General features: G+C 65.9%; 18 protein-coding genes. 15 read left to right on the forward strand and 3 right to left on the reverse strand.

Features of this window, described 5'->3' with window-relative positions; genetic code table 11:
• The first annotated feature begins 83 nt into the window (after positions 1 to 83).
• Entirely contained in the window at positions 84 to 1,517 is a 1,434-nt protein-coding gene (locus JVX90_RS08890; RefSeq protein ID WP_205331983.1) for an NAD(P)/FAD-dependent oxidoreductase, read from the forward strand.
• Positions 1,518 to 1,844: 327 nt separating this feature from the next.
• Here JVX90_RS08890 and JVX90_RS08895 read toward each other — a convergent pair whose 3' ends face one another.
• Positions 1,845 to 3,611, reverse strand: a complete 1,767-nt coding sequence (locus JVX90_RS08895; RefSeq protein ID WP_205331984.1) for a BCCT family transporter — start codon at positions 3,609 to 3,611, stop codon at positions 1,845 to 1,847.
• A gap of 121 nt (positions 3,612 to 3,732) precedes the next feature.
• Positions 3,733 to 4,137, reverse strand: a complete 405-nt coding sequence (locus JVX90_RS08900; protein ID WP_205332349.1) for a PaaI family thioesterase — start codon at positions 4,135 to 4,137, stop codon at positions 3,733 to 3,735.
• 259 nt (positions 4,138 to 4,396) lie between these two features.
• Here JVX90_RS08900 and JVX90_RS08905 point away from each other — a divergent pair, with 259 nt between their 5' ends.
• The 8 genes from JVX90_RS08905 to JVX90_RS08940 all read left to right on the forward strand — a co-directional run bounded on the left by JVX90_RS08905 (position 4,397) and on the right by JVX90_RS08940 (position 14,176).
• Positions 4,397 to 4,789 carry a BlaI/MecI/CopY family transcriptional regulator gene (locus tag JVX90_RS08905; protein ID WP_205331985.1) on the forward strand — a complete coding sequence of 131 codons (393 nt, stop codon included), beginning with the start codon at positions 4,397 to 4,399 and terminating at the stop codon, positions 4,787 to 4,789.
• A 63-nt stretch (positions 4,790 to 4,852) separates the two neighbouring features.
• Positions 4,853 to 5,791, forward strand: a complete 939-nt coding sequence (locus JVX90_RS08910) for a M56 family metallopeptidase (RefSeq protein WP_205331986.1) — start codon at positions 4,853 to 4,855, stop codon at positions 5,789 to 5,791.
• Between the two features lie 45 nt (positions 5,792 to 5,836).
• Positions 5,837 to 7,273: a GuaB1 family IMP dehydrogenase-related protein gene (locus JVX90_RS08915; RefSeq protein ID WP_205331987.1), complete on the forward strand. Its 1,437-nt coding sequence runs from the start codon at positions 5,837 to 5,839 to the stop codon at positions 7,271 to 7,273.
• 9 nt (positions 7,274 to 7,282) lie between these two features.
• Positions 7,283 to 8,659 carry a hemolysin family protein gene (locus JVX90_RS08920; protein WP_205331988.1) on the forward strand — a complete coding sequence of 459 codons (1,377 nt, stop codon included), beginning with the start codon at positions 7,283 to 7,285 and terminating at the stop codon, positions 8,657 to 8,659.
• Positions 8,652 to 9,728: a hemolysin family protein gene (locus tag JVX90_RS08925; protein WP_205331989.1), complete on the forward strand. Its 1,077-nt coding sequence runs from the start codon at positions 8,652 to 8,654 to the stop codon at positions 9,726 to 9,728. Before JVX90_RS08920 ends, JVX90_RS08925 begins: the two co-directional genes overlap by 8 nt.
• Positions 9,728 to 10,630: a 3-methyladenine DNA glycosylase gene (locus tag JVX90_RS08930; RefSeq protein ID WP_205331990.1), complete on the forward strand. Its 903-nt coding sequence runs from the start codon at positions 9,728 to 9,730 to the stop codon at positions 10,628 to 10,630. Before JVX90_RS08925 ends, JVX90_RS08930 begins: the two co-directional genes overlap by 1 nt.
• 76 nt (positions 10,631 to 10,706) lie before the next feature.
• Entirely contained in the window at positions 10,707 to 12,872 is a 2,166-nt protein-coding gene (locus JVX90_RS08935; RefSeq protein WP_205331991.1) for a malate synthase G, read from the forward strand.
• A 125-nt stretch (positions 12,873 to 12,997) separates the two neighbouring features.
• Positions 12,998 to 14,176, forward strand: coding sequence for a hypothetical protein (locus JVX90_RS08940; RefSeq protein WP_205331992.1), 1,179 nt, complete (start codon positions 12,998 to 13,000; stop codon positions 14,174 to 14,176).
• Between the two features lie 30 nt (positions 14,177 to 14,206).
• Here the strand turns inward: JVX90_RS08940 and JVX90_RS08945 are convergent, their stop codons facing one another.
• Positions 14,207 to 14,845: a dihydrofolate reductase family protein gene (locus JVX90_RS08945; RefSeq protein WP_205331993.1), complete on the reverse strand. Its 639-nt coding sequence runs from the start codon at positions 14,843 to 14,845 to the stop codon at positions 14,207 to 14,209.
• A gap of 212 nt (positions 14,846 to 15,057) precedes the next feature.
• On the opposite strand from JVX90_RS08945, the gene sfnG reads away from it, so the two are divergent.
• From sfnG to JVX90_RS08975, 6 genes are read left to right on the forward strand one after another with little or no spacing between them, the layout of a single operon-like run.
• A complete protein-coding gene (gene sfnG, locus JVX90_RS08950; protein ID WP_205331994.1) occupies positions 15,058 to 16,224 on the forward strand; it encodes a dimethylsulfone monooxygenase SfnG in 1,167 nt (388 codons plus the stop codon).
• Between the two features lie 35 nt (positions 16,225 to 16,259).
• Positions 16,260 to 17,462, forward strand: a complete 1,203-nt coding sequence (locus tag JVX90_RS08955) for an acyl-CoA dehydrogenase family protein (protein WP_205331995.1) — start codon at positions 16,260 to 16,262, stop codon at positions 17,460 to 17,462.
• A 4-nt stretch (positions 17,463 to 17,466) separates the two neighbouring features.
• Complete coding sequence (locus JVX90_RS08960; protein ID WP_205331996.1) at positions 17,467 to 18,642, forward strand: SfnB family sulfur acquisition oxidoreductase; 1,176 nt, start codon at positions 17,467 to 17,469, stop codon at positions 18,640 to 18,642.
• 24 nt (positions 18,643 to 18,666) lie between these two features.
• Entirely contained in the window at positions 18,667 to 19,839 is a 1,173-nt protein-coding gene (locus JVX90_RS08965) for an LLM class flavin-dependent oxidoreductase (RefSeq protein WP_205331997.1), read from the forward strand.
• Between the two features lie 41 nt (positions 19,840 to 19,880).
• Complete coding sequence (locus tag JVX90_RS08970) at positions 19,881 to 20,393, forward strand: flavin reductase family protein (protein WP_205331998.1); 513 nt, start codon at positions 19,881 to 19,883, stop codon at positions 20,391 to 20,393.
• Positions 20,390 to 20,824: a hypothetical protein gene (locus JVX90_RS08975; protein WP_205331999.1), complete on the forward strand. Its 435-nt coding sequence runs from the start codon at positions 20,390 to 20,392 to the stop codon at positions 20,822 to 20,824. The genes JVX90_RS08970 and JVX90_RS08975 overlap by 4 nt, the downstream gene beginning before the upstream one ends.
• The last annotated feature ends 15 nt before the right edge of the window (positions 20,825 to 20,839 follow it).

Raw genomic sequence — 20,839 nt, forward strand, 5'->3', positions numbered from 1 at the left:
CTCGCAACCGGTCAACGACTACCGTTGGACTCCTCAGGCCACAAGCCAACGAATCAGCCAAGACAACACTGGAGAAGACACCGATGAGCAACACCATTGCCACCGACCCGATGCGACGCCGACGGGTCGTCATCATCGGATCGGGCTTCGGCGGTCTGTTCGCGGCGCAGCGCCTCAAGAAGGCCGACGTCGACGTGACCCTGATCGCGAAGACCACCCACCACCTGTTCCAGCCGATGCTGTACCAAGTGGCGACCGGCATCATCGCCGAAGGCGAGATCGCTCCGGCGACGCGTGTGATCCTCCGCGACCAGCGCAACGCCAGCGTGATCCTCGGTGAAGTCTTCGACATAGACCTTGAGAAGCAGATCGTCCGTTCGCAGCTGCTCGAGCGAACCACCGAGACCCCGTACGACGATCTGATCATCGCCGCAGGCGCCGACCAGTCGTACTTCGGCAACGACCATTTCGCCGAGTTCGCGCCCGGTATGAAGACGATCGACAACGCTCTTGAACTCCGCGGCCGCATTCTCGGCGCGTTCGAGCAGGCGGAGCTGTCCGACGATCCGGCCGAGCAGGAGATGCTGATGACGTTCGTCGTCGTCGGCGCGGGTCCGACCGGCGTCGAGATGGCCGGCCAGATCGCCGAGATGAGCGACAAGACGCTCAAGGGTGCGTTCCGGAACATCGATCCGACCAAGGCGAAGGTGATTCTGCTCGACGCCGCCCCGGCTGTTCTCCCGCCGTTCGGCGAGAAACTCGGCCAAAAGGCCAAGGCTCGCCTGGAGAAGATCGGCGTGGACGTCCGACTCGGTGCGATGGTCACCGACATCGACGACGACAGCCTGACTGTGAAGTACCCCGACGGCCAGATCGCCACGATCGCCAGCCAATGCAAGGTCTGGTCGGCCGGCGTGCAGGCGAGCTCGATCGGCAAGATCCTCGCCGATCAGTCGGATACCGAACTCGACCGGGCGGGCCGAGTGAAGGTCGGACCCGATCTGACGATCCCGGGCCACTCCAACGTTTTTGTCGTCGGCGACATGATGGCCGTCGAGGGTGTCCCGGGTGTCGCCCAGGGCGCCATCCAGGGCGGACGCTACGCCGCCGACGCCATCCGCGCGTCGCTCAAGGGACACACTCCCGACGAACGCAAGCCGTTCAGCTACTTCGACAAGGGCTCGATGGCGACGATCTCCCGGTTCAGCGCCGTCATGCAGGTGCCGATTCCCGGAACCAGCAAGAAGTTCGAGACCGAGGGCTACATCGCGTGGCTCGGCTGGCTGTTCCTGCACCTGATCTACATCGTGGGCTTCCGCAACCGCGTGAACACGTTCGTGAACTGGTTCTTCGCGTTCAGTACCCGCGGCCGCACTCAGCTCGCCGTGACCGAGCAGCAGGTGTACGCCCGGCACGCGCTCACTGAGCTGTCGTACCTCGAGCGTCTGCGGCTCGCCGACGACGAACGCGCCAAGGCGAAGAAGGACCTCGAGGAACGCAACTCCTCGGCAGGCTGACCACAAAACGCGGAAACGCGGCTTTCGGCGACGCCAACCGACGCTTCGTTGGCAAACGCGGCCTTCACGGAGGCCGCGTTTGTCGTTGGGAGTCGCGGCGAAGCCGGTCCCGTTGACCTCGTCGCGTGCACGTCGTCCGGTGTGCTTGTCGCCGCAGCTTCCTCAAAGCGCCTGCGACGACGCAGCCGCGCCGGGCCAGCGTGAATCCGCCTGTACTCCCCGGCTGCGGCATCGTCTTGGGTAACCGCGATCCTCGCCGACAAACGCGGCCTTCACGGAGGCCGCGTTTGCTGGCGAAGCGTCGATCTATGTCGAATAATGCAGCGTCTAGCTCGGCGCGTCCGGCTTCACCGGATCATCTTCCGTTTTGTCGCCGTTGCTGCCGTCGTCGACGTCAGACTCGGAGTCGACGCCTTCCATATGCTTCACGGGGTCTGTTCCGGTCTCGCTGTAGCGGGTAACCAGATCGAAGTTGTCACCGTAGCTGTCCTCACCGATGGCAACGGCGCGTTCGACGAGCAACGTGCTTCGATCGCTCACCGCGACGATTCGGTCACTGCTCAGATCCTTGTACAGGGCAACACACAGCACGATCATGACCAGCACGAACGGCACCGAGGCGACGATCGTGATGTTCTGCAGGCCGGTGAGCGCCGATGCTCCGCCGTCCCCGACCACCAGCATGATCGCGGCGACGGCACCGGTGAGCGCACCCCAGAAGATGACCGTCGACTTCTGCGGTTCGTGAACTCCCCGCTCCGACAGCGAGCCCATGACGATGGATGCGGCGTCTGCACCCGACACGAAGAAGATCGCAACGAGCATCATGACGACAACAGTTGTGATTCCAGCCCACGGCATGGTGTCGAGCAGGGAGAACAACGCTCCCGTGGAGTCGACGCTGCCGTCGGAGGCCAAGTCGCCCACTTCGTGCTGTCGGTTGATCGCGGCGCCGCCGAAGATCGCGAACCACACGAGGCTGACGAGCATCGGGACGAACAGCACACCGCTGACGAACTGCCGGATGGTCCGGCCGCGGCTGATGCGTGCGATGAACAGTCCGACGAAGGGCGTCCACGAGATCCACCAGGCCCAGTAGAAGATGGTCCACGACGACAGCCATTCGGCGAGCTGCGCGTCGCCGTCAGCATTGGTCCGTGTACTCATCTGGACGAAGTCCTGCGCGTAGTCGCCGAGGGCGGACGGCAGCAGGTTCAGGATCAACAGCGTCGGCCCGGCGACGAACACGAACACCGCGAGCGCCAGGGCGAGAACCATGTTGATGTTCGACAGCCACTGGATGCCGCGAGCCACGCCGGACACGGCGGACAGAATGAAGCAGAACGTCAGCACCGCGATGATGATCACCAGGATCGGCGTGCCCACCGTGCCGACCCACCCCGCGAACTTCAGGCCGTCGCCGATCTGCAGGGCACCGAGGCCGAGCGATGCCGCCGACCCGAACAGGGTCGCGAAGATCGCCAGGATGTCGATGATCTTGCCGCCGACGCCATTGGCTCGGTCGCCGAACAGCGACGTGAAGGCCGCGGACAACAGTTGCGAGCGACCCTTGCGGTACATGCCGTAACCGATGGCCAGGCCGACGACCGCGTAGATCGCCCACGGATGAAGTCCCCAGTGGAACATCGTGGTGCCCATCGCCGTCTTGAATGCTTCGACGGTCTCCGGATCGACCGTTCCCGGCGGCGGTGACACGTAGTAGGTCAACGGCTCGGCGACGCCGAAGAACATGAGGCCGATACCCATACCGGCGCTGAACATCATCGCGATCCACGAGCTCGTGCGGAACTCGGGCTGGTCGTCGTCACCGCCCAGTGGAATGCGGCCGAACCTGCTCATCGCCAACCAGATGACGAAGATCACGAACCCCGTCGAGGCAATGACAAAGAGCCATCCGAGGTTGGTGATCACGCCGTTCTTGGCGTTGGCGGAAATCGTCGAAAGGCTGTCCTTGTCGACGAACCCCCAGACGACGAATGCGATCGAGAACGCGGCCGTGATCGAGAAGACGACCCAGTCGCGCTGCGATCTATTTGTAGTGCTCTCAAGCTTTGACACGACTCCCCTTCGCATGAGCTCCGTTGATCAGTGCCGTCTGACCGTAACAGGTTCTTCTCAGGTGGAAACGGACCGCGTCATGCGCCGACGCCGCCCCCTGTCGTTTGAACAGAGGACGGCGACGGAGGTCGCGATGTCAGAGATTCTGCATGCGCACCTTCGACTGTGCAAGCAATCTTCCCTGGTCATCGGTCATGTCGATGAGCCACAATTGCTGACGCTTTCCACGGTGCACAGGGGTTGCCACAACACTGATGACACCCTCGGAAACGGACCGCAGAAAATCAGTCGAATTGTTGACGCCGACGGCATGACCGCCGATGCCGCTCTCCTGAAGCCAGCAGAACGCGCTCACACTCGCGGCGGTCTCGGCGAGCGCACAATACGTGCCGCCGTGGACGATTCCGAACGGCTGGTGATGGTCAGAACGCACGGAGAGGGTGCCTCGCAGTCCTTCACCGGTGGCCTCCACGATCTCGAATCCGAGGAGTGCGTCGAGTCCGGTGGCCGTCTTCACGAGAGCTTCGTAATCTTCAGTCATCATCTCAGCGTGCCACCGCACGTGGAAGAAAAGTCGACGGCCCCCGGAGCTCCTCATTGGAGCCCGGGGGCCGTCGCCGCGGATCGGGGGTCTCTGCAGCCCTCAGGACACTCACGCGATCGCTGAGATTGAATGTAGGCTAGCCTTACTTACATTGTCAAGTGCGCCACGGAGAACCGGCGAGGGAACTAAACACGATCCCCTCGCGTTAACACATTCGACCGGGTGGAGAGCGGTCAACGAGAGGAGCCGAAGTAAGATGAAGAAGATGAACGGATTGGGAGAGTTGGAACGTGCCGTGATGGACACGCTGTGGGCGTCGCCGACCCCGCAGACGGTTCGTCAGGTTCACGCCGAGCTGTCCAGCTCGCGGGCCCTCGCCTACACGACCGTGATGACCGTGCTGCAGCGTCTCACGAAGAAGGAACTGGTCACTCAGATCCGCGATGACCGTGCGCACCGCTACGCCGCCACCCGTCCACGTGAGGATCTCGTCGCCAGCCTGATGGTCGACGCACTCAAGGGCGCCGAGGCGCCCGGGTCGCGACACGCCGCACTCGTCTCATTCGTCGGCCAGGTTGATGCCGACGAAGTCGCCGCCCTCCGCGAAGCTCTCGACGAACTCGAGTCGTCGCGTGGCCTGAAACACTAGAGTCGACACCGTCGACACCCACCCGTCGAGCCTCGGCTCGACCGCACGATTCGAGGAAGGCCGATGACCGCGCTGCTGTTCGGCATCCTCACGATCGCGTTCGTCGGACCGATCCCACAAGCTCTGTCCCGAGCTACCTGGCCGCTCTACGCACCACGGGCCGCGATGACTCTCTGGCAGTCGGTGGCCCTCGCCGCCGTCCTCTCTGCGTTCTCCACCGGACTCGCCATCGCCGCGAATCTCCTCACACCGGGACACGACGGCGCGCCGACGACCAACCCGTTCGACGAGATCGGTCGACTCGGCTGGTTCCTCTGGACGCTGTACGTCGTGGTGTTCGCCCTCACTCTCCTCGTCGGCGCTCGCCTGATGTTCACCGTGGTGCGAGTGGGCATCCGAACGCGCGCACGCCGCACAATCCACCGGAACCTCGTTGATCTCGTCGACTGCGTCGACAAACGCCGCGGGGCCGACCGGGACGTCCGCGTCCTCGACGTCCCGACTCCACTCGCCTACTGCCTTCCGGGACTCCGCAGCCGCATCGTGGTCAGCGAGGGTGTTCTCGACCGTCTCTCCGACGACGAGCTGACGGCGGTCATCGAACACGAACGCGCCCACCTTCGTGCACGCCACGACCTGGTCCTCGAGGCGTTCATCGCGCTGCACGAGGCGTTCCCTCGGTTCGTGCGATCTCAGTCGGCGCTTGGGGCGGTGGAACTGCTCGCCGAGGCACTCGCCGACGATCAAGCTGCCCGCGCCACCGCGCCGACGACTGTGGGACGCGCGCTTGTGGCCTGCGCCGACGCGACCGCACCGCGCGGCGCGATGGCAGTGGGAGGGCCGACGACCCTGACCAGGGTGCGCCGCCTCGGCTACGTCCGGCCGGTCCCCCTGGTGTCCGCCACCGCGTACACGCTGGCCGCTGCGATTCTGGTGGTGCCGACCCTGGCGGTCGCGATCCCCTGGCTCACCGAACTCAACCGTCTCATCACCCACTTCTGACATCCCTCAGCTCTGACATCCCTCAGCATGGAGAAAGGTCCCCGCGTGCGATTCCTGGACGGGCACGAACCCGACCACGACCTCACCTACGACGATCTGTTCATCGTCCCGAACCGATCGGCCGCCACCTCGCGGTTCGACGTCGACCTCGCGTCGACCGACGGCACCGGGACCACGATCCCGCTCGTGGTCGCGAACATGACGGCCATCGCGGGCAAGCGGATGGCCGAGACCGTCGCACGCCGTGGTGGCCTGGTCGTCCTCCCGCAGGACGTGCCGCTCGACGCCGCGGCCCGGACGATCGGATTCGTCAAGAGCCGCGACCTCGTCGCCGACACACCCGTGGTGATGTCACCGAACGACCTGATGGCGAATGCACAGTCGCTGATCCCCAAACGCGCGCACGGCGCGGCAGTCGTCGTGGACGACGGTCGCCCGGTCGGCCTCGTCGCTCGCAACGTGACCGGTCATGACATCGACATGTTCACCGACCTGCGCTCGGCGATGACGCCGATCCCCGTCGTGCTTCCTGCGGGAACAGATCCGCGGACCGTGTTCGACACTCTGACCGAAGCGAACGCCGAATTGGCTGTCCTCGTCGACCCCGACGGCGCATTGGTCGGCGTTCTGACTCGCACCGGCGCGCTCCGCGCGGGCATCTACCGCCCCAACGTCGACGCCGACGGTCGCCTCCGGGTGGCCGCCGCGGTCGGCATCAACGGCGACGTCGTCGGCAAGGCCCGCAGTCTCGTCGAAGCCGGCGCTGACGTCCTCGTCGTCGATACCGCGCATGGGCATCAGGAGAAGATGCTCTCGGCGCTCGCGGCCGTCGCAGGCGCCGATCTCGGGGTCCCGATCGCGGCGGGCAACGTGGTCTCCGAACGCGGAACACTCGACCTCATCGACGCCGGCGCGACCATCGTGAAGGTGGGTGTCGGTCCGGGCGCCATGTGCACCACTCGCATGATGACCGGCGTCGGACGCCCGCAGTTCTCCGCCGTCGCCGAATGTGCGGCGGCCGCCCGAGAACGCGGCGCACACGTGTGGGCCGACGGCGGCATCCGGCATCCACGCGACGTGGCGCTCGCCATCGCGGCAGGCGCGTCCAACGCCATGGTCGGATCGTGGTTCGCAGGAACATACGAATCGCCCGGAGATCTGCACACCGACACGAGCGGCGAATACAAGGTCAGCTTCGGCATGGCGTCCAAGCGTGCGGTCGCCGCACGTTCGTCGACAGACAGCGCCTACGACCAGGCCCGCAAGGGACTGTTCGAAGAGGGAATCTCGTCGTCGCGGATCCGGATCGATCCGGAGCACCCGAGCGTCGAGGACCTCATCGACCACATCTGCTCCGGCGTCCGATCGACCGCGACGTACACCGGTGCGACAACACTCCAACAGATGCACGAGAAGGTGGTGCTCGGAGTTCAGTCGGCAGCCGGGTTCGCGGAGGGCAGACCGCTGCCCGGGGGCTGGTGACCCGCCCACGTGGACATAGTCGTCATCGTCGCAAGCCTCATCGGCTTCGTGGCGCTCACCCTCGGCACCGCACTCTTCGTCGCCGGAGAGTTCTCCCTCACCGCTCTTGAACGGTCGACGATCTCCGACGACCTCGCCCGAAGGGGGGATCGACGCGCCCGGTCGGTTGACCGGGCGCACCGGGAGCTGTCGTTTCAGCTGTCAGCTGCCCAGCTCGGCATCACCATCACCACGCTGATCACCGGTTACATCGCCGAACCGGTGCTCGCGCGGATCTTCGACCCGATTCTGGACGCCGTCAACGTCCCCGAGTCATGGCAGTCCGGCGTCTCATTGGCCCTCGCCCTGGTGATCGCGACGTCGTTGTCGATGGTCTTGGGCGAGTTGGTTCCGAAGAATCTGGCCATCGCCAAGCCGCTTGCCGTCGCCCGCGCCACGGCAGGACCGATGAGCGCGTTCGCGACGGTGTTCAAACATGCCATCAACGGGTTGAACGGAACTGCGAACAGGCTCGTCCGACGTCTCGGCGTGGAACCGACCGAAGAACTCCAGTCGGCCCGTTCGGCTGCCGAACTGTCGGTCCTCGTCCGCAATTCGGCGCTGCACGGCGAGATGGACGCCGACACCGCCGCGCTCGTCGACCGGTCACTGCGCTTCGGCGACCTGTCCGCCGAGGACCTCATGACACCCCGCGTCCGCGTGGAGAGTCTCGAGCCCGGTGACTCCGTCCACGACCTGATCGAGGCGTCGTCGAGCACCGGCCACTCCCGCTTCCTGGTGGCGCCAGACGGCGACCTGGACAACCTGATCGGCGTGGTCCACATCAAGCAGGCGTTCACCGTCCCCGCTCGAGAGCACTCCACCACTCCCCTGCGTTCCATCGCGCGACCTGTCACTCGAGTCCCCGACAGCCTCGACGGTGATGCGCTGATGGACCGCATCTCCGCCGACGGCCTCGAAGTGTGTGTTGTCGTCGACGAATACGGCGGTACAGCAGGCATCGTGACGTCCGAGGACATCATCGAAGAGATCCTCGGCAACGTCACCGACGAGCACGACGACGAGGAGTCCGAGGTCGCCCGCGTCGGCAACGGATTCCGGTGCGCGGGACTGCTGCGGCTGGACGAAGTTCAGGACGCCGTCGGATACCGCGCCCCCGATGGCGCATACGAGACGCTCGGCGGTCTCGTGATGTTCGTTCTGCGGCGGATACCCCAGGTCGGCGACGTCGTGGACTTACCGGTTCGGGAGTCGACATCGGAAGCCGACCGCGGTGAGCCGCCACAACGATGGCGTGCGACAGTCGTCCGGATGGATGCCCGACGCGTGGACCAGGTGTGGTTGACGATCGTCGACAACGAGACGACGGGAGACGCTCATGGGTGACATCTGGGGCATCCTCCTCGCCGTGCTCCTGCTGGCGGCGAACGCCTTCTTCGTCGGCGCCGAGTTCTCACTGATCGCGGCCCGCCGAGACCGGCTCATCGCCCTCGAGGAGTCCGGCAAGAAACGGGCGCGCACCGTGATCACGGCATCGGAGAACCTCTCGCTGATGTTGGCGGGCTGCCAGTTGGGCATCACGATCTGCTCCATTCTGCTGGGCCGGATCGCCGAACCCGCGATCGCCCATCTCATCGAGAAGCCGCTCGGCCTGATGAACATCCCCGACGGCTTCCTGCACCCGATCGCGTTCGCGATAGCTCTGGCGATCGTCGTGATCCTGCACATCCTGGTCGGCGAGATGGTGCCGAAGAACATCGCATTGGCAGGGCCGGAGAGTGCCGCGATGCTGCTGGTGCCGGTACACCTGGCGTTCCTGCGGATCGCGAAGCCGTTCATCTGGGTGTTCAACGCCCTCGCGAACAGCGTTCTCCGATTGATGCGCGTGGAGCCGAAGGACGAGCTGGCTTCGACAGTCACCGAGACCGAACTCGCGCAGATGATCGGCGAGTCACGCGAGTCCGGCCTTCTCGACGCCGGCGAGCATGATCGACTCACCCGTGCCCTCGAGACCGTCCAGCGGACTGTCAGCGAAGTCATGATTCCGCTGAGCGAGGTCCAGAGCGTGCGGGTGCTGCCCGATCCGGCGACCGGAGGGCTCGGACCGCGGCTGAGCGCGCTTGAGCACGCGGTCCGCGAGACGGGCTACTCCCGTTTCCCGGTGCGGGGCCTCGACGGCTCGTACATCGGATATCTGCACCTCAAGGACGTGCTCGACGACGTCTTCGACGATAACGTCGACTCCGACTCCCTCGTGGCCGTCGACAAGATCCGGCCGCTGCCGACGTTGGCGGCGACGCTGCCCCTCGACGAGGCGGCCACCGCGCTGCAGCGAGTGAGCGCGCACCTCGCCGCAGTCGTCGACGCGTCGGGCGCGGTGGTCGGCATGGTGGCGCTGGCTGATCTCGCGGAGGCGTTCGTGGGCGCGGTACGGGACTCCACCCACCGGATCTGATGTCCGAAGCAGTTAGACGTCTGACGCATGCGGATTGGTCGGCGCGGGCCGTCGCCCACCGTGACCGGATCAATGCGCTGGTCGGGCCGTACTTCGCGGAGCGAAGAGCCGGGGTCGCGCACCCCGTCGTCGACTTCCTGTTCACGTACTACGCGGCGCGCCCGGCACAAGTCACACGATGGCATCCGGGGTTCGGTGTGTCACTCGAACGGGCGCGTCGGTACACCGGGCTCCGCGGGTACGTCGTGGACGATGAGGGCACGGCGACCGTGTCGCAGGATCACCTCGAGTCCCGAATCGATCTGCTCGACGCGACGCTGACGATCACTCGCGCGACATCCGGACGTGCGCCAAGACTCGGGTGTTTCGGCCTCCACGAATGGGCGATGGTGTACCGCTCAGACGTCAATCGGCACCCGCATCCGCTGCGCCTCGGCGCATCCGAGACGGATGCCGTCGTCGAACGGAATGGACTTCGCTGCACACATTTCGACGCGTTCCGGTTCTTCACCGAGCCCGCGCGACCGCGCAACTCCATCGCCCTGACCAGGTCAGATGCCGTTGCGAACGAACAGCCGGGATGCCTGCACGCCACCATGGATCTCTATCGTTACTGCCTGCGCCTGTCTCCGCTGATCGGCTCGGAACTGCTCGGCGACTGCTTCGAGTTGGCGCTCACCGCGCGAGAACTCGACATGCGGGCCAGCCCTTATGACCTCACCGGTGTGCTCGACATGACCGGCAGGCCCTATGAGCCGGTCCCGATCGAAACCGCAGAGGGGCGGGCGCAGTACGCGGCCGAGCAGACAGCCGTCGCCGAACGCGGCGCGGTCCTCCGGGAATCGGTGATCGCCAGATGCGACGACCTGCGCAAGCGGTGTCGGGGGGCGAATCCGGTGTAACACCCGGGCCGGTAGAATATCTGTGCCGGATGATCTCGTGCCGGCGAATTCGCGAACGCCCACCAGAAAGGTCGTCATGTCTGATCGTGTCACCGTCAACGGCTTGCAGGTCGCTGAGGTCCTCTACGACTTCGTCAACAACAAGGCTCTCCCGGGTACCGGTGTAGACGCCGACGCCTTCTGGACCGGCGCCGCCGCGGTGATCAACGACCTCGCACCGCGCAACCGCGAACTCCTCGCGGTGCGTGACGACCTCCAGGCCAAGATCGACGCCTGGCACCGTGATCATCAGACTCTCGACTTCGACGAGTACAAGGCGTTCCTCAGCGAGATCGGTTACCTCGTGCCGGTCCCCGAGGACTTCGAGATCACCACCTCCAACGTCGACACCGAGATCACCTCGGTCCCGGGCCCGCAGCTCGTGGTCCCGATCCTGAACGCGCGCTTCGCCCTCAACGCGTCCAACGCGCGCTGGGGCTCGCTCTACGACGCGCTGTACGGCACCGACGCCATCTCCGAGGCCGACGGCGCGGAGAAGGGCAAGTCGTACAACAAGGTTCGCGGCGACAAGGTGATCGCCTTCGCGAAGGCGTTCCTCGACAAAGCCGTGCCGCTCGAACAGTGCAGCCACGCCGACGTCACCTCGTACACCGTCTCGGGCGACTCCGTCGTCGCCTCGTTCGGTGACGGACAGACCACTACGTTCGCCGATCCGACCGCATTCGTGGGCTACACCGGCGAACCCGCTGCGCCGACCGGGATCCTGGTCCGCCACAACGGTCTGCACCTGGAGATCCAGATCGACGCGTCGTCGCCGATCGGTTCCACTGACAAGGCCGGGGTCAAGGACGTCGCCGTCGAGTCGGCCGTCACCACGATCATGGACTTCGAGGACTCTGTGGCCGCGGTCGACGCGGACGACAAGGTGCTCGGCTACACCAACTGGCTCGGCCTCAACAAGGGCGACCTCGCCGAAGAAGTCAGCAAGGGCGGCAAGACGTTCACCCGCACGCTGAACCCCAACCGGACCTACACGGCTCCGGACGGCTCGACCCTGGAACTGCACGGCCGCAGCCTGCTGTTCGTCCGCAACGTCGGGCACCTGATGACGAACCCGGCCATCCTCGACGCCGACGGCAACGAGGTCCCCGAAGGCATCATCGACGCTCTGGTCACCTCGGCGATCGGTATCCACGGAATGTCTGCAGATGGACTGCAGAACTCGCGCACCGGATCGATCTACATCGTCAAGCCGAAGATGCACGGTCCCGACGAGGTCGCCTTCACCGCAGAGCTGTTCGGCCGCGTCGAGGACGTTCTCGGCCTGGAGCGCAACACCCTCAAGGTCGGCATCATGGACGAGGAGCGCCGCACCTCGGTGAACCTGAAGGCGTCGATCAAGGCCGCGTCCGAGCGCGTCGTGTTCATCAACACCGGCTTCCTCGACCGCACCGGCGACGAGATCCACACCTCCATGGAGGCGGGTCCGTTCGTGCGCAAGGCGGAGATCAAGGGCCAGACCTGGTTCAACGCGTATGAGGACTCGAACGTCGACACCGGCCTCGCCGCGGGTCTCGAGCACAAGGCGCAGATCGGTAAGGGCATGTGGGCCATGCCCGACCTGATGGCCGACATGCTCGAGCAGAAGATCGGTCACCCGAAGGCCGGCGCGAACACCGCATGGGTTCCGTCGCCCACGGCTGCGACGCTGCACGCGCTGCACTACCACGAGGTCGACGTCTTCGAACGCCAGGACGAGATCGCCAAGCGCGATCCCGCGTCGGTCGACGACATTCTCACGATCCCGCTCTCGGCGAACCCGAACTGGACCGACGAGGAGAAGCGTGAGGAGCTCGACAACAACGCGCAGTCGATTCTCGGCTACGTCGTCCGCTGGATCGATCACGGTGTCGGTTGTTCCAAGGTTCCGGACATCCACGACGTGGCGCTCATGGAGGACCGCGCCACGCTGCGCATCTCGAGCCAGCTGCTCGCCAACTGGCTGCGTCACGGCATCGTGACCGAAGACGACGTGGTCGCTGCGCTCAAGCGCATGGCGCCCGTCGTCGACCGTCAGAACGCAAGCGATCCGGAGTACCGTCCGCTCGCCGCCGATTTCGACTCGAACATCGCGTTCAACGCTGCGAAGTCGCTGATCCTCGAAGGCGCTGCTCAGCCGAGCGGGTACACCGAGCCGATCCTGCATCGGGCGCGCCGCGAGTACAAGGCCGCGAACGCCTGATACACCTGTTGGTGTAGGCGCCGGGCCACGTGGTGGGAACGCCTCGTGGCCCGGCGTTTTCAGTTCAACCGAAGAAGATAGTGGACGGGCTCGGGGGTGGGCCGAGCGCACAGGAGGGACACGCGTTGTCGAAGCATTCGACGGGCGAGAAGAATCGTCAGTTCATCGCACGACCGATCGTCGCCGGAGCACTGGTGGTGATCCTGATCGCGGGCGTCATCACAGCGTGGTCGAGGCTCGGCGACGATATCGAGCAGACCGCCTCAACCGACGCCTCGGCATGCGTCGACGGGAAGGCGACAGTCCCCGTCGTGGCCGATCCCGCGATCGCCCCGGGCCTTCAACGCATCGCACAGAATTTCAACAACACGAACCCGATCGTGCGGGACAAGTGCGTCACCGTCCAGGTTCGTCCGGCCGACGCACGCGCGACGCTGGAGGGGCTCACTGCGAAGAAGTGGGACACCAGGTCGTTCGGCCCGTACCCGGGCGCGTGGGTGCCGGAGTCCTCCGTGTGGGCTGCTGCCCTGCAGACGAAGAACGAATCGATCCTGCAGGGTCCGCCCGCATCGCTGGTCACCTCTCCGGTCCGTCTGGTGATCGAGCGTGAGCTCGCGAAAGCTGTCGACGGACGCATCGCGTGGAAGGATCTGCCGGGATTGACTCAGGCCAACTCTCTCGCCGCATACGGGCATCGCGAGTGGGGGTCGCTGCGTATGGCGATGCCGAACGGGCCGCAGTCGGATGCATCGGCGCTCGGTGCGCAGGGTGTCGCCGCGGCGGTCGCCGATCAGAAGGGGTCGCTCACCGCTGCTGAGGCCGAATCACCCGCCGTGAAGCGCGCTGTGGAGCAGCTGATGTCGGCGCCGCCGAAGATCGGTGACGGCTCGACCGCGGCTGCGGTGACGGCGATCGGAGCCGCGGCCGATCCGGCGAACGCCAAGGTCAGGGCTGTTCCGGCGACCGAACAGAGCGTGTTCGCGTCGACGATTGACGACAGGACCGCAAAAGTCGCCGTCGTCTCGCCGACCGGGGCGACTCCGGTCGCGGACTATCCGGTCGTCAAATTGGCGGGCGACATGGTGCCCGCATACGCCGGTGACGCGATCTCGGAGTTCTTCACCTTCGTTCGGAAGCCTCCGCAGATGAAGATCCTGACCGGCATGGGCTTCCGCGGCGCCGGTCCGCTACCCGCGCCGACCGCCACCGTTCCGTTCGGTCCGGTGGTCGACGCACTCCCCGCGCCCGAACCCGCGGCGGCCGTCGCCATCAACAAGATCGTCCTCCCCGCCGCCGCTCCCTGAATCGCGCAGCGCTGATCTATCTCCAAGTCGTCAGCGGCGACGGTTCCAGAACTGGTGCGTGAGCCCGCTGCCGGTGGTGACCGACTCGATGTCGAAACGGTCGTGCACGTCGCGCCCGCCGTCGAAGACGGAGACACCTGAGCCGAGCACGATCGGCACGGTCACCAGGTGCACAAAGTCGACGAGATCGGCGTCGAGGAACTGACGGATCGATGACGGTCCCCCGCCCAACCGAATATCGCCGCCGTCGCCGAGCTCCCGAGCCTGCAAGATCGCTTCGACGGGGGTGGCGTCGACGAAGTGGAAACTCGTGCCGTTCTCAAAAGTCAGTGTCTCGCGTTCGTGGTGGGTCAACACGATGACGGGTGTCTTGAACGGCGGTTCCGTTCCCCACCAACCGATCCACTCGTCGTCGGTCCACGGCCCGGTCTGCGGCCCGAACTTCTTGCGGCCCATGATCTCCACGCCGATTCCCTGTCCCCAGAGACTGTAGAAGGCGCGGTCGGCCGTGATCGGGTCGTCCACGGTGTGGACTCCCTCGATGACGCGTCCGTCGAAGCGGCTGAAGAGCTCTCGCGCGTGCCCGATCGGCTCGTCGACGGTGACGGTTCCGCCTGCGCTGAAGCCGTCGAGGGAGATGTTCAGATTGTGGACTCGCACTTTCGACATGCCTGAACGGTACTCGCCGTTCCGTGCTGGGTGAGTCCAATTCACCTGCCCTGCACCTAATCCCGACAGTTGAATTCATCGCGGGCCGATCCGTCGACGGACCGGCCGCGGCCGCGCACCATCGTTGTCATGACCGCTGTAGAGCTCTCCCGGAACCGATGTCGCTGAGCATGCGTCCTTAAGTCCACTTCACCAGGAGAACCACCACTGTCATGACCGACATAGTTTCTGAACGGCTCGACGCCGCATCAGCACCACTCCAGTTCGCCTACTGGGTGCCGAACGTGAGCGGCGGCCTCGTCGTCTCCACCATCGAACAACGCACCGACTGGAGTTACGACTACAACCGCAAGCTCGCCGTACTCGCCGAGAACAACGGCTTCGACTACGCGCTCTCTCAGGTCCGATACATCGCGTCGTACGGCGCGGCCTACCAGCACGAGTCGACGAGCTTCTCCCTCGCTCTGTTGCTGGCCACCGAACGACTCAAGGTGATCGCCGCCGTCCACCCCGGGTTGTGGCAGCCCGGTGTCCTCGCCAAGTTCCTCACCACGGCCGATCATCTGTCCGGTGGGCGCGCCGCGGTGAACGTCGTGTCCGGATGGTTCAAGGACGAGTTCACCAAGCTCGGCGAACCATGGCTCGAACACGATGAACGTTACCGGCGGACCGAGGAGTTCATCACCTACCTGCGGCGGATCTGGACCGACGATCACGCAGAGCTCAAAGGCGACTTCTACCGACTTCACGACTTCGACCTGAAGCCCAAGCCCGTCGACCTGCCCGGGCGGCCGCACCCGGAGATCTTCCAAGGCGGCAACTCGACTGCCGCACGCACCCTCGCCGGCCGCGTGTCCGACTGGTACTTCAGCAACGGCAAGGACTTCGACGGGCTGACCGAGCAGGTGGTCGACGTGAACACCGAGGCCGCCCTGCACGGTCGAACAGTCAAGTTCGGGCTCAACGGATTCCTCATCGGACGTGACACCGAATCAGAGGCACGCGATGTGCTCCGGGAGATCGTCGACAAGGCCGACCGACAGGCAGTCGAGGGCTTCGGCTCCGCCGTCAAACAGGCGGGCAACTCGACGTCGGACGGAAAGGGCATGTGGCAGGACTCCGAGTTCGCCGACCTCGTCCAGTACAACGACGGGTTCCGCACGGGTCTGGTCGGAACGCCCGAGCAGATCGCCAAGCGCATCGTCGCGTACAAGACGCGCGGTGTGAATCTCTTCCTCCTCGGGTTCCTGCACTACCTCGAAGACGTCGAGTACTTCGGCACCCGCATTCTTCCCCTGGTCCGTGAACTCGAAGCGGACCTGACCTCCAGTGGACGGCTCGAGTCCGAACTCGCCCGCAACGGCGTCCTGAGCGCCTGACGCCCCACACTTCATCTGACAAGGAATCCCACACCATGACCACCTCGCTCTCCCCCGACACCACCACCAGCGCCTTCGACGAGGCCCTCCACCGCGCCGACCTCGTGGCCGCCGAACTCCGCGCCACCGCCGCAGAGCGTGATCGCGCGAACGCCGCCCCCACCGCCGAGATCGAGCTGCTCCGCAGCCACGATCTGCTGCAGGTGGGCGAACCCGTCGAATTCGGCGGTTCCGGCCTGAACTATGCGCAGACGCAGCAGATCACCCGACGTATCGCCCGTGGCGACACATCTATCGCTCACCTCCTCGGATACCACTACGCACAGCAGCGGATCGCCCACCTGTTCGGGACTCCGGAGCAGGCTGAAGCGCTCTCCCGCCGCAACGCGGACGAGAAGCTGTTCTGGGGCGGAGTTCAGAATCCGCGTGGTGGCAGCGGTCTGGTGCTGACCCGCGACGGGGACGGTTTCCGGCTCAACGGCCGCCGCACGTTCGCCTCCGGCGCCGGCGTCGGTGATCAGCTGTCCGTTACCGCCACCTTCGGCGACGCCCTGGTCTTCCTCTCACTGCCCGCAGGCAAGGAGGGTTTCACGCCGCTCGGCGACTGGGACAACATCGGCCAGCGTCTGACCGACTCGGGCGGTGTGGAATTCGTGAACACGCCGATCTCACGGGACGAGATCCTCGGCGACCCCGACTCCCCACCGACGTTCACCGCGTTCCAGCAGCTCGTCACTCCGCACTGGCAGCTCGCCTTCGTCAACTTTTACATCGGCACCGCCGAGGGCGCCTTGGACGAGGCGCTCGACTGGACTCGACTGAACGCAAGCGCGTGGGAGACGTCGGGCCTCGAGTCCGCCACCGACGACCCCTACATCCTGGAGCTCGTCGGAGAGATCCGCGCGGAGATCACCGCAGCGGTGCTCCTCGCCGACCGGGCGGGCGACGCACTGCAGCATGCACTCGACATCGGTGAAGCGCTCACGGACGAGCAACGCGCCGTGGCCGCAGTCGCGATCGCCGAGGCGAAGTACGTCACGACCAAGGTCTCGTTGGACGCCGCTTCCCGACTTTTCGAGATTCAGGGTGCTCGCGCGACCACCACCGACTACGGCTTCGATCGGCACTGGCGGAACCTCCGCACGCACACCGTCCACGATCCGGTCGCGTACAAGGCACGTGAGGTCGGCGACTGGACCTTGAATCACCGCGCACCGCAGTTCTCGCTTTACAGCTGACACTGTGACACTTCGAATCACCGATCACGACGCCGCGATCGACGCGGCTCGCGCACTCGCACCCGCCATCGCGGCGGGTGCGAGTGCACGTGACGCCGCCAGAGCACTGCCGTTCGACGAGGTCACTGCGCTGTCGGCGTCCGGGCTCCTGTCCATCACGGTGCCGACCGAATTCGGTGGACCGGGGCTCGGCGCTGCAACGCTTGCGTCGGTGGTGGCGACGATCGCCTCCGCCGACCCGAACGTCGCGCAGATCCCCCAAAGCCACTTCGTGTTCGTCGACGCCGTCCACAGGGTCGGACCGGACACGCTCAAGGAGCACTTGTTTCCGCTGGTCATAGGCGGCGGACGAGTCGCGAACGCGCAGACCGAGCGCGGCGGGCGGACCGTTCTCGACGACTCCACGGTGCTTCGCCGGACCGCGACCGGTCTGCGACTCACCGGGACGAAGCACTACAGCACCGGCGCACTGTTCGCCGATGTGCTCGCGGTGCGAGCGAACGGTCCGGACGGCGGCAGCGTGATCGCGTTCGTTCCAGCCGCCTCCGACGGTGTCGAGATCGTCGACGACTGGAACGGGTTCGGTCAGCGCACCACGGCGAGCGGCACCGTCGTGCTGAACGATGTGGTCGTCGACCCTGATCACTTGGTTGACTTCACCCGCCTGCTCGGGACACCGAGCACCTACGGGACCCGTGCCCAACTCGTGCACGCCGCCATCGACGTCGGAATCGCGCGAGGTGCTCTCGACGCGGCACCGAGCGTCGTCGGCGGCGCCCGCCCATGGTTCGAGGCCGGCGTCGACAGGGCGGCCGACGACCCGCTGCTTCTCGCCCAGGCCGGAGACCTCGAGATCGACGTGCGCGCTGCACAGGCTCTGCTCGACGTCGCGGCCCGCAGCATCGACGCCGCCGACGCCAACCCGACACGAGAGGCGATCGGCGCCGCGGCACTTGCGACCGCCGCGGCGAAGGTCAGCGCGGGTCGAGCAGCCCGCCGCGCCGGCGCGGACCTGTTCGACTTCGGCGGCACCCGCGCGGCAGGTGCGCAGGTCAACGTGTCGCGCTTCTGGCGTGACGCACGAACTCACACTCTCCACGACCCGGAACGCTGGAAGGTCCAGCACCTAGGCCGATGGGCGCTGGACAGGCAGCTCCCGCCGAGCCACGGAACGATCTAGATTCAGACAAGGAAGTCACGACTGATGTCCCTCAAGCTCCATTGGTTTCTGCCGACGTACGGCGACTCGCGCTTCATCGTCGGCGGCGGTCACGGACAACCGGCCGGTATCGCACGCGGCGATCGCGATGCGTCCATCGGCTATCTGTCGTCGATCGCCAGAGCCGCCGAGGACTTCGGATTCACGGCCGCACTCACTCCGGCCGGCGCGTGGTGCGAAGACGCCTGGCTCACCACTGCGATGGTCGCTCGGGAGACCGAACGCCTCGGCTTCCTCGTCGCCTTCCGCCCGGGTCTGGTCAGTCCGACTCTCGCTGCCCAGATGGCGGCGACATTCAACAAGCACGCCCCTGGCCGTCTGCTGCTGAACGTCGTCACCGGAGGCGAGTCCGCCGAGCAACGCGCGTACGGAGATCATCTCGACAAAGCGGCACGCTATGCCCGTTCCGACGAGTTCTTGAGCGTCGTCCGACGCCTCTGGGCCGGGGAGACTGTCACTCACCACGGCGAGCACATCACCGTTGAAGAGGCGACCCTCGCCACCCTGCCCGATCCGACACCCCCGATCTACTTCGGGGGTTCGTCGCCCGAAGCCGGTGCGGTGGCCGCACGGCACAGCGACGTGTATCTGACCTGGGGCGAACCTCCTGCGGCCGTCGCGACGAAGATCGACTGGATCCGGGGGCTCGCGGCCCAGCAGGGCCGGACGGTCACGTTCGGCGTGCGACTGCACGTCATCACCCGCGACACGTCGGAGGCCGCCTGGGCCGAAGCAGGACGGCTCCTCGAGGCTCTCGACGCCGACACCATCGCCCACGTGCAGGACGGACTCGGCCGGAGTGAGTCGACCGGGCAGGCATCGATGCGCGCCCTGCACGAGCAGAATCGCGCTGACGGATCATGGCAGAATCCGCGCGCCCTCGAGATCGTGCCGAATCTGTGGTCGGGAGTCGGCCTGGTTCGTGGTGGTGCAGGCACAGCTCTCGTCGGGTCGCACTCGGAGGTGGCCGACTTGATCGCCGAGTACGCCGCAGTCGGTGTCGACGAGTTCGTGCTGTCCGGCTACCCGCACCTCGAGGAGTTGTACTGGTTCGGCGAAGGAGTGGTGCCCGAACTGACCAGACGAGGACTGTTCGACAACCGACTGAGCCGTTCGATCACGACTACCGGGACACCGTTTGTTCCGGCCGCCCGCTGAGCGGGACCGACACCCACTCAAACCGCAGGAGTCAGGACATCATGACAGCCATGCTCGCATCTTCCGTCAGCAGTGATCCCGCCGAACTGCGCCGCGTCTTCGCCCAGTTCCCCTCCGGCCTCGTTGTCGTCGCCGCGCTCGGCCCCGACGGCCCGGCAGGCATCGTCGCGTCGTCGTTCACGTCCGTGTCCCTTGATCCGCCGCTGGTCTCGGTCAACATCGCACGGACCTCGACGACTCTTCCCGTGCTCAGCGACGCCGAGCACTGGGGCGTGAGTGTGCTCTCGCACGAGCAGCACCAGGTGGCCGACCTGCTTCGACGGCCGGCCTCCGAACGATTCGACGGAGTCGACTGGGCGGCGACCGACGCAGGCGCCGTGCAGATCGACGGCGCGACCGCAGGCTTCCACACCCGCGTGCACAGCATCCTCCCCGCCGGTGACCACGTGATCGCGCTCCTCGAGGTCCGCGGGCATTTCACGTGTCCGGACAGCGATCCACTCGTCTTCCACCGCAGCCGCTTCCGCCGCCTCGAACAGGAGAACAACTCATGACCACCGCACTCCGAATCGCCGTCCAAGCCGACGACGCCGAATGGATCGAACTCACGCCGGCCGACGACACGCCGGTCACCCGGATCCGGACCGGGAGCCTCGGTGAGGCCGCGCACGCGACATCGCGATCCGCACGGCCGGTGTTCGTCGACCTCGACGTGCATGTCGCCGACACCGTCTCGCACGCCTACGCGGAATACGCCGCGCAGCACCCCGGCTGGACCGCGGGTACCCGGACCGGAACGATCGTCCATCCGGGCACCGCGTCGACACTCGCGAATCTGCTCAACGACGTGTCCGCCGCACACGTGGCCGACGGGGTCACGCTTCGTGGACCCGACGCATCGAGCCTCATCAGGGTCCTGCTCGACGACGTCGCTCCCCTGCTCGCGGCCCGCGGGATCGCGCTGCGCGATCCCGCTGCCGCGTAGGGTCCGCCTTCCAGC

Origin of the sequence: Gordonia sp. PDNC005, from assembly GCF_016919385.1 — a bacterium.
In the GTDB taxonomy this organism is placed as follows: domain Bacteria; phylum Actinomycetota; class Actinomycetes; order Mycobacteriales; family Mycobacteriaceae; genus Gordonia.

What these genes read in the sequence shown, in the direction of transcription:
- JVX90_RS08890 (WP_205331983.1), top strand. Translation starts at nt 84, where the DNA reads ATGAGCAACACCATTGCCACCGACCCGATGCGACGCCGACGGGTCGTC.
- JVX90_RS08895 (WP_205331984.1), bottom strand. Translation starts at nt 3,611, where the DNA reads ATGCGAAGGGGAGTCGTGTCAAAGCTTGAGAGCACTACAAATAGATCG.
- JVX90_RS08900 (WP_205332349.1), bottom strand. Translation starts at nt 4,137, where the DNA reads ATGACTGAAGATTACGAAGCTCTCGTGAAGACGGCCACCGGACTCGAC.
- JVX90_RS08905 (WP_205331985.1), top strand. Translation starts at nt 4,397, where the DNA reads ATGAAGAAGATGAACGGATTGGGAGAGTTGGAACGTGCCGTGATGGAC.
- JVX90_RS08910 (WP_205331986.1), top strand. Translation starts at nt 4,853, where the DNA reads ATGACCGCGCTGCTGTTCGGCATCCTCACGATCGCGTTCGTCGGACCG.
- JVX90_RS08925 (WP_205331989.1), top strand. Translation starts at nt 8,652, where the DNA reads ATGGGTGACATCTGGGGCATCCTCCTCGCCGTGCTCCTGCTGGCGGCG.
- JVX90_RS08930 (WP_205331990.1), top strand. Translation starts at nt 9,728, where the DNA reads ATGTCCGAAGCAGTTAGACGTCTGACGCATGCGGATTGGTCGGCGCGG.
- JVX90_RS08935 (WP_205331991.1), top strand. Translation starts at nt 10,707, where the DNA reads ATGTCTGATCGTGTCACCGTCAACGGCTTGCAGGTCGCTGAGGTCCTC.
- JVX90_RS08945 (WP_205331993.1), bottom strand. Translation starts at nt 14,845, where the DNA reads ATGTCGAAAGTGCGAGTCCACAATCTGAACATCTCCCTCGACGGCTTC.
- sfnG (WP_205331994.1), top strand. Translation starts at nt 15,058, where the DNA reads ATGACCGACATAGTTTCTGAACGGCTCGACGCCGCATCAGCACCACTC.
- JVX90_RS08955 (WP_205331995.1), top strand. Translation starts at nt 16,260, where the DNA reads ATGACCACCTCGCTCTCCCCCGACACCACCACCAGCGCCTTCGACGAG.
- JVX90_RS08965 (WP_205331997.1), top strand. Translation starts at nt 18,667, where the DNA reads ATGTCCCTCAAGCTCCATTGGTTTCTGCCGACGTACGGCGACTCGCGC.
- JVX90_RS08970 (WP_205331998.1), top strand. Translation starts at nt 19,881, where the DNA reads ATGACAGCCATGCTCGCATCTTCCGTCAGCAGTGATCCCGCCGAACTG.
- JVX90_RS08975 (WP_205331999.1), top strand. Translation starts at nt 20,390, where the DNA reads ATGACCACCGCACTCCGAATCGCCGTCCAAGCCGACGACGCCGAATGG.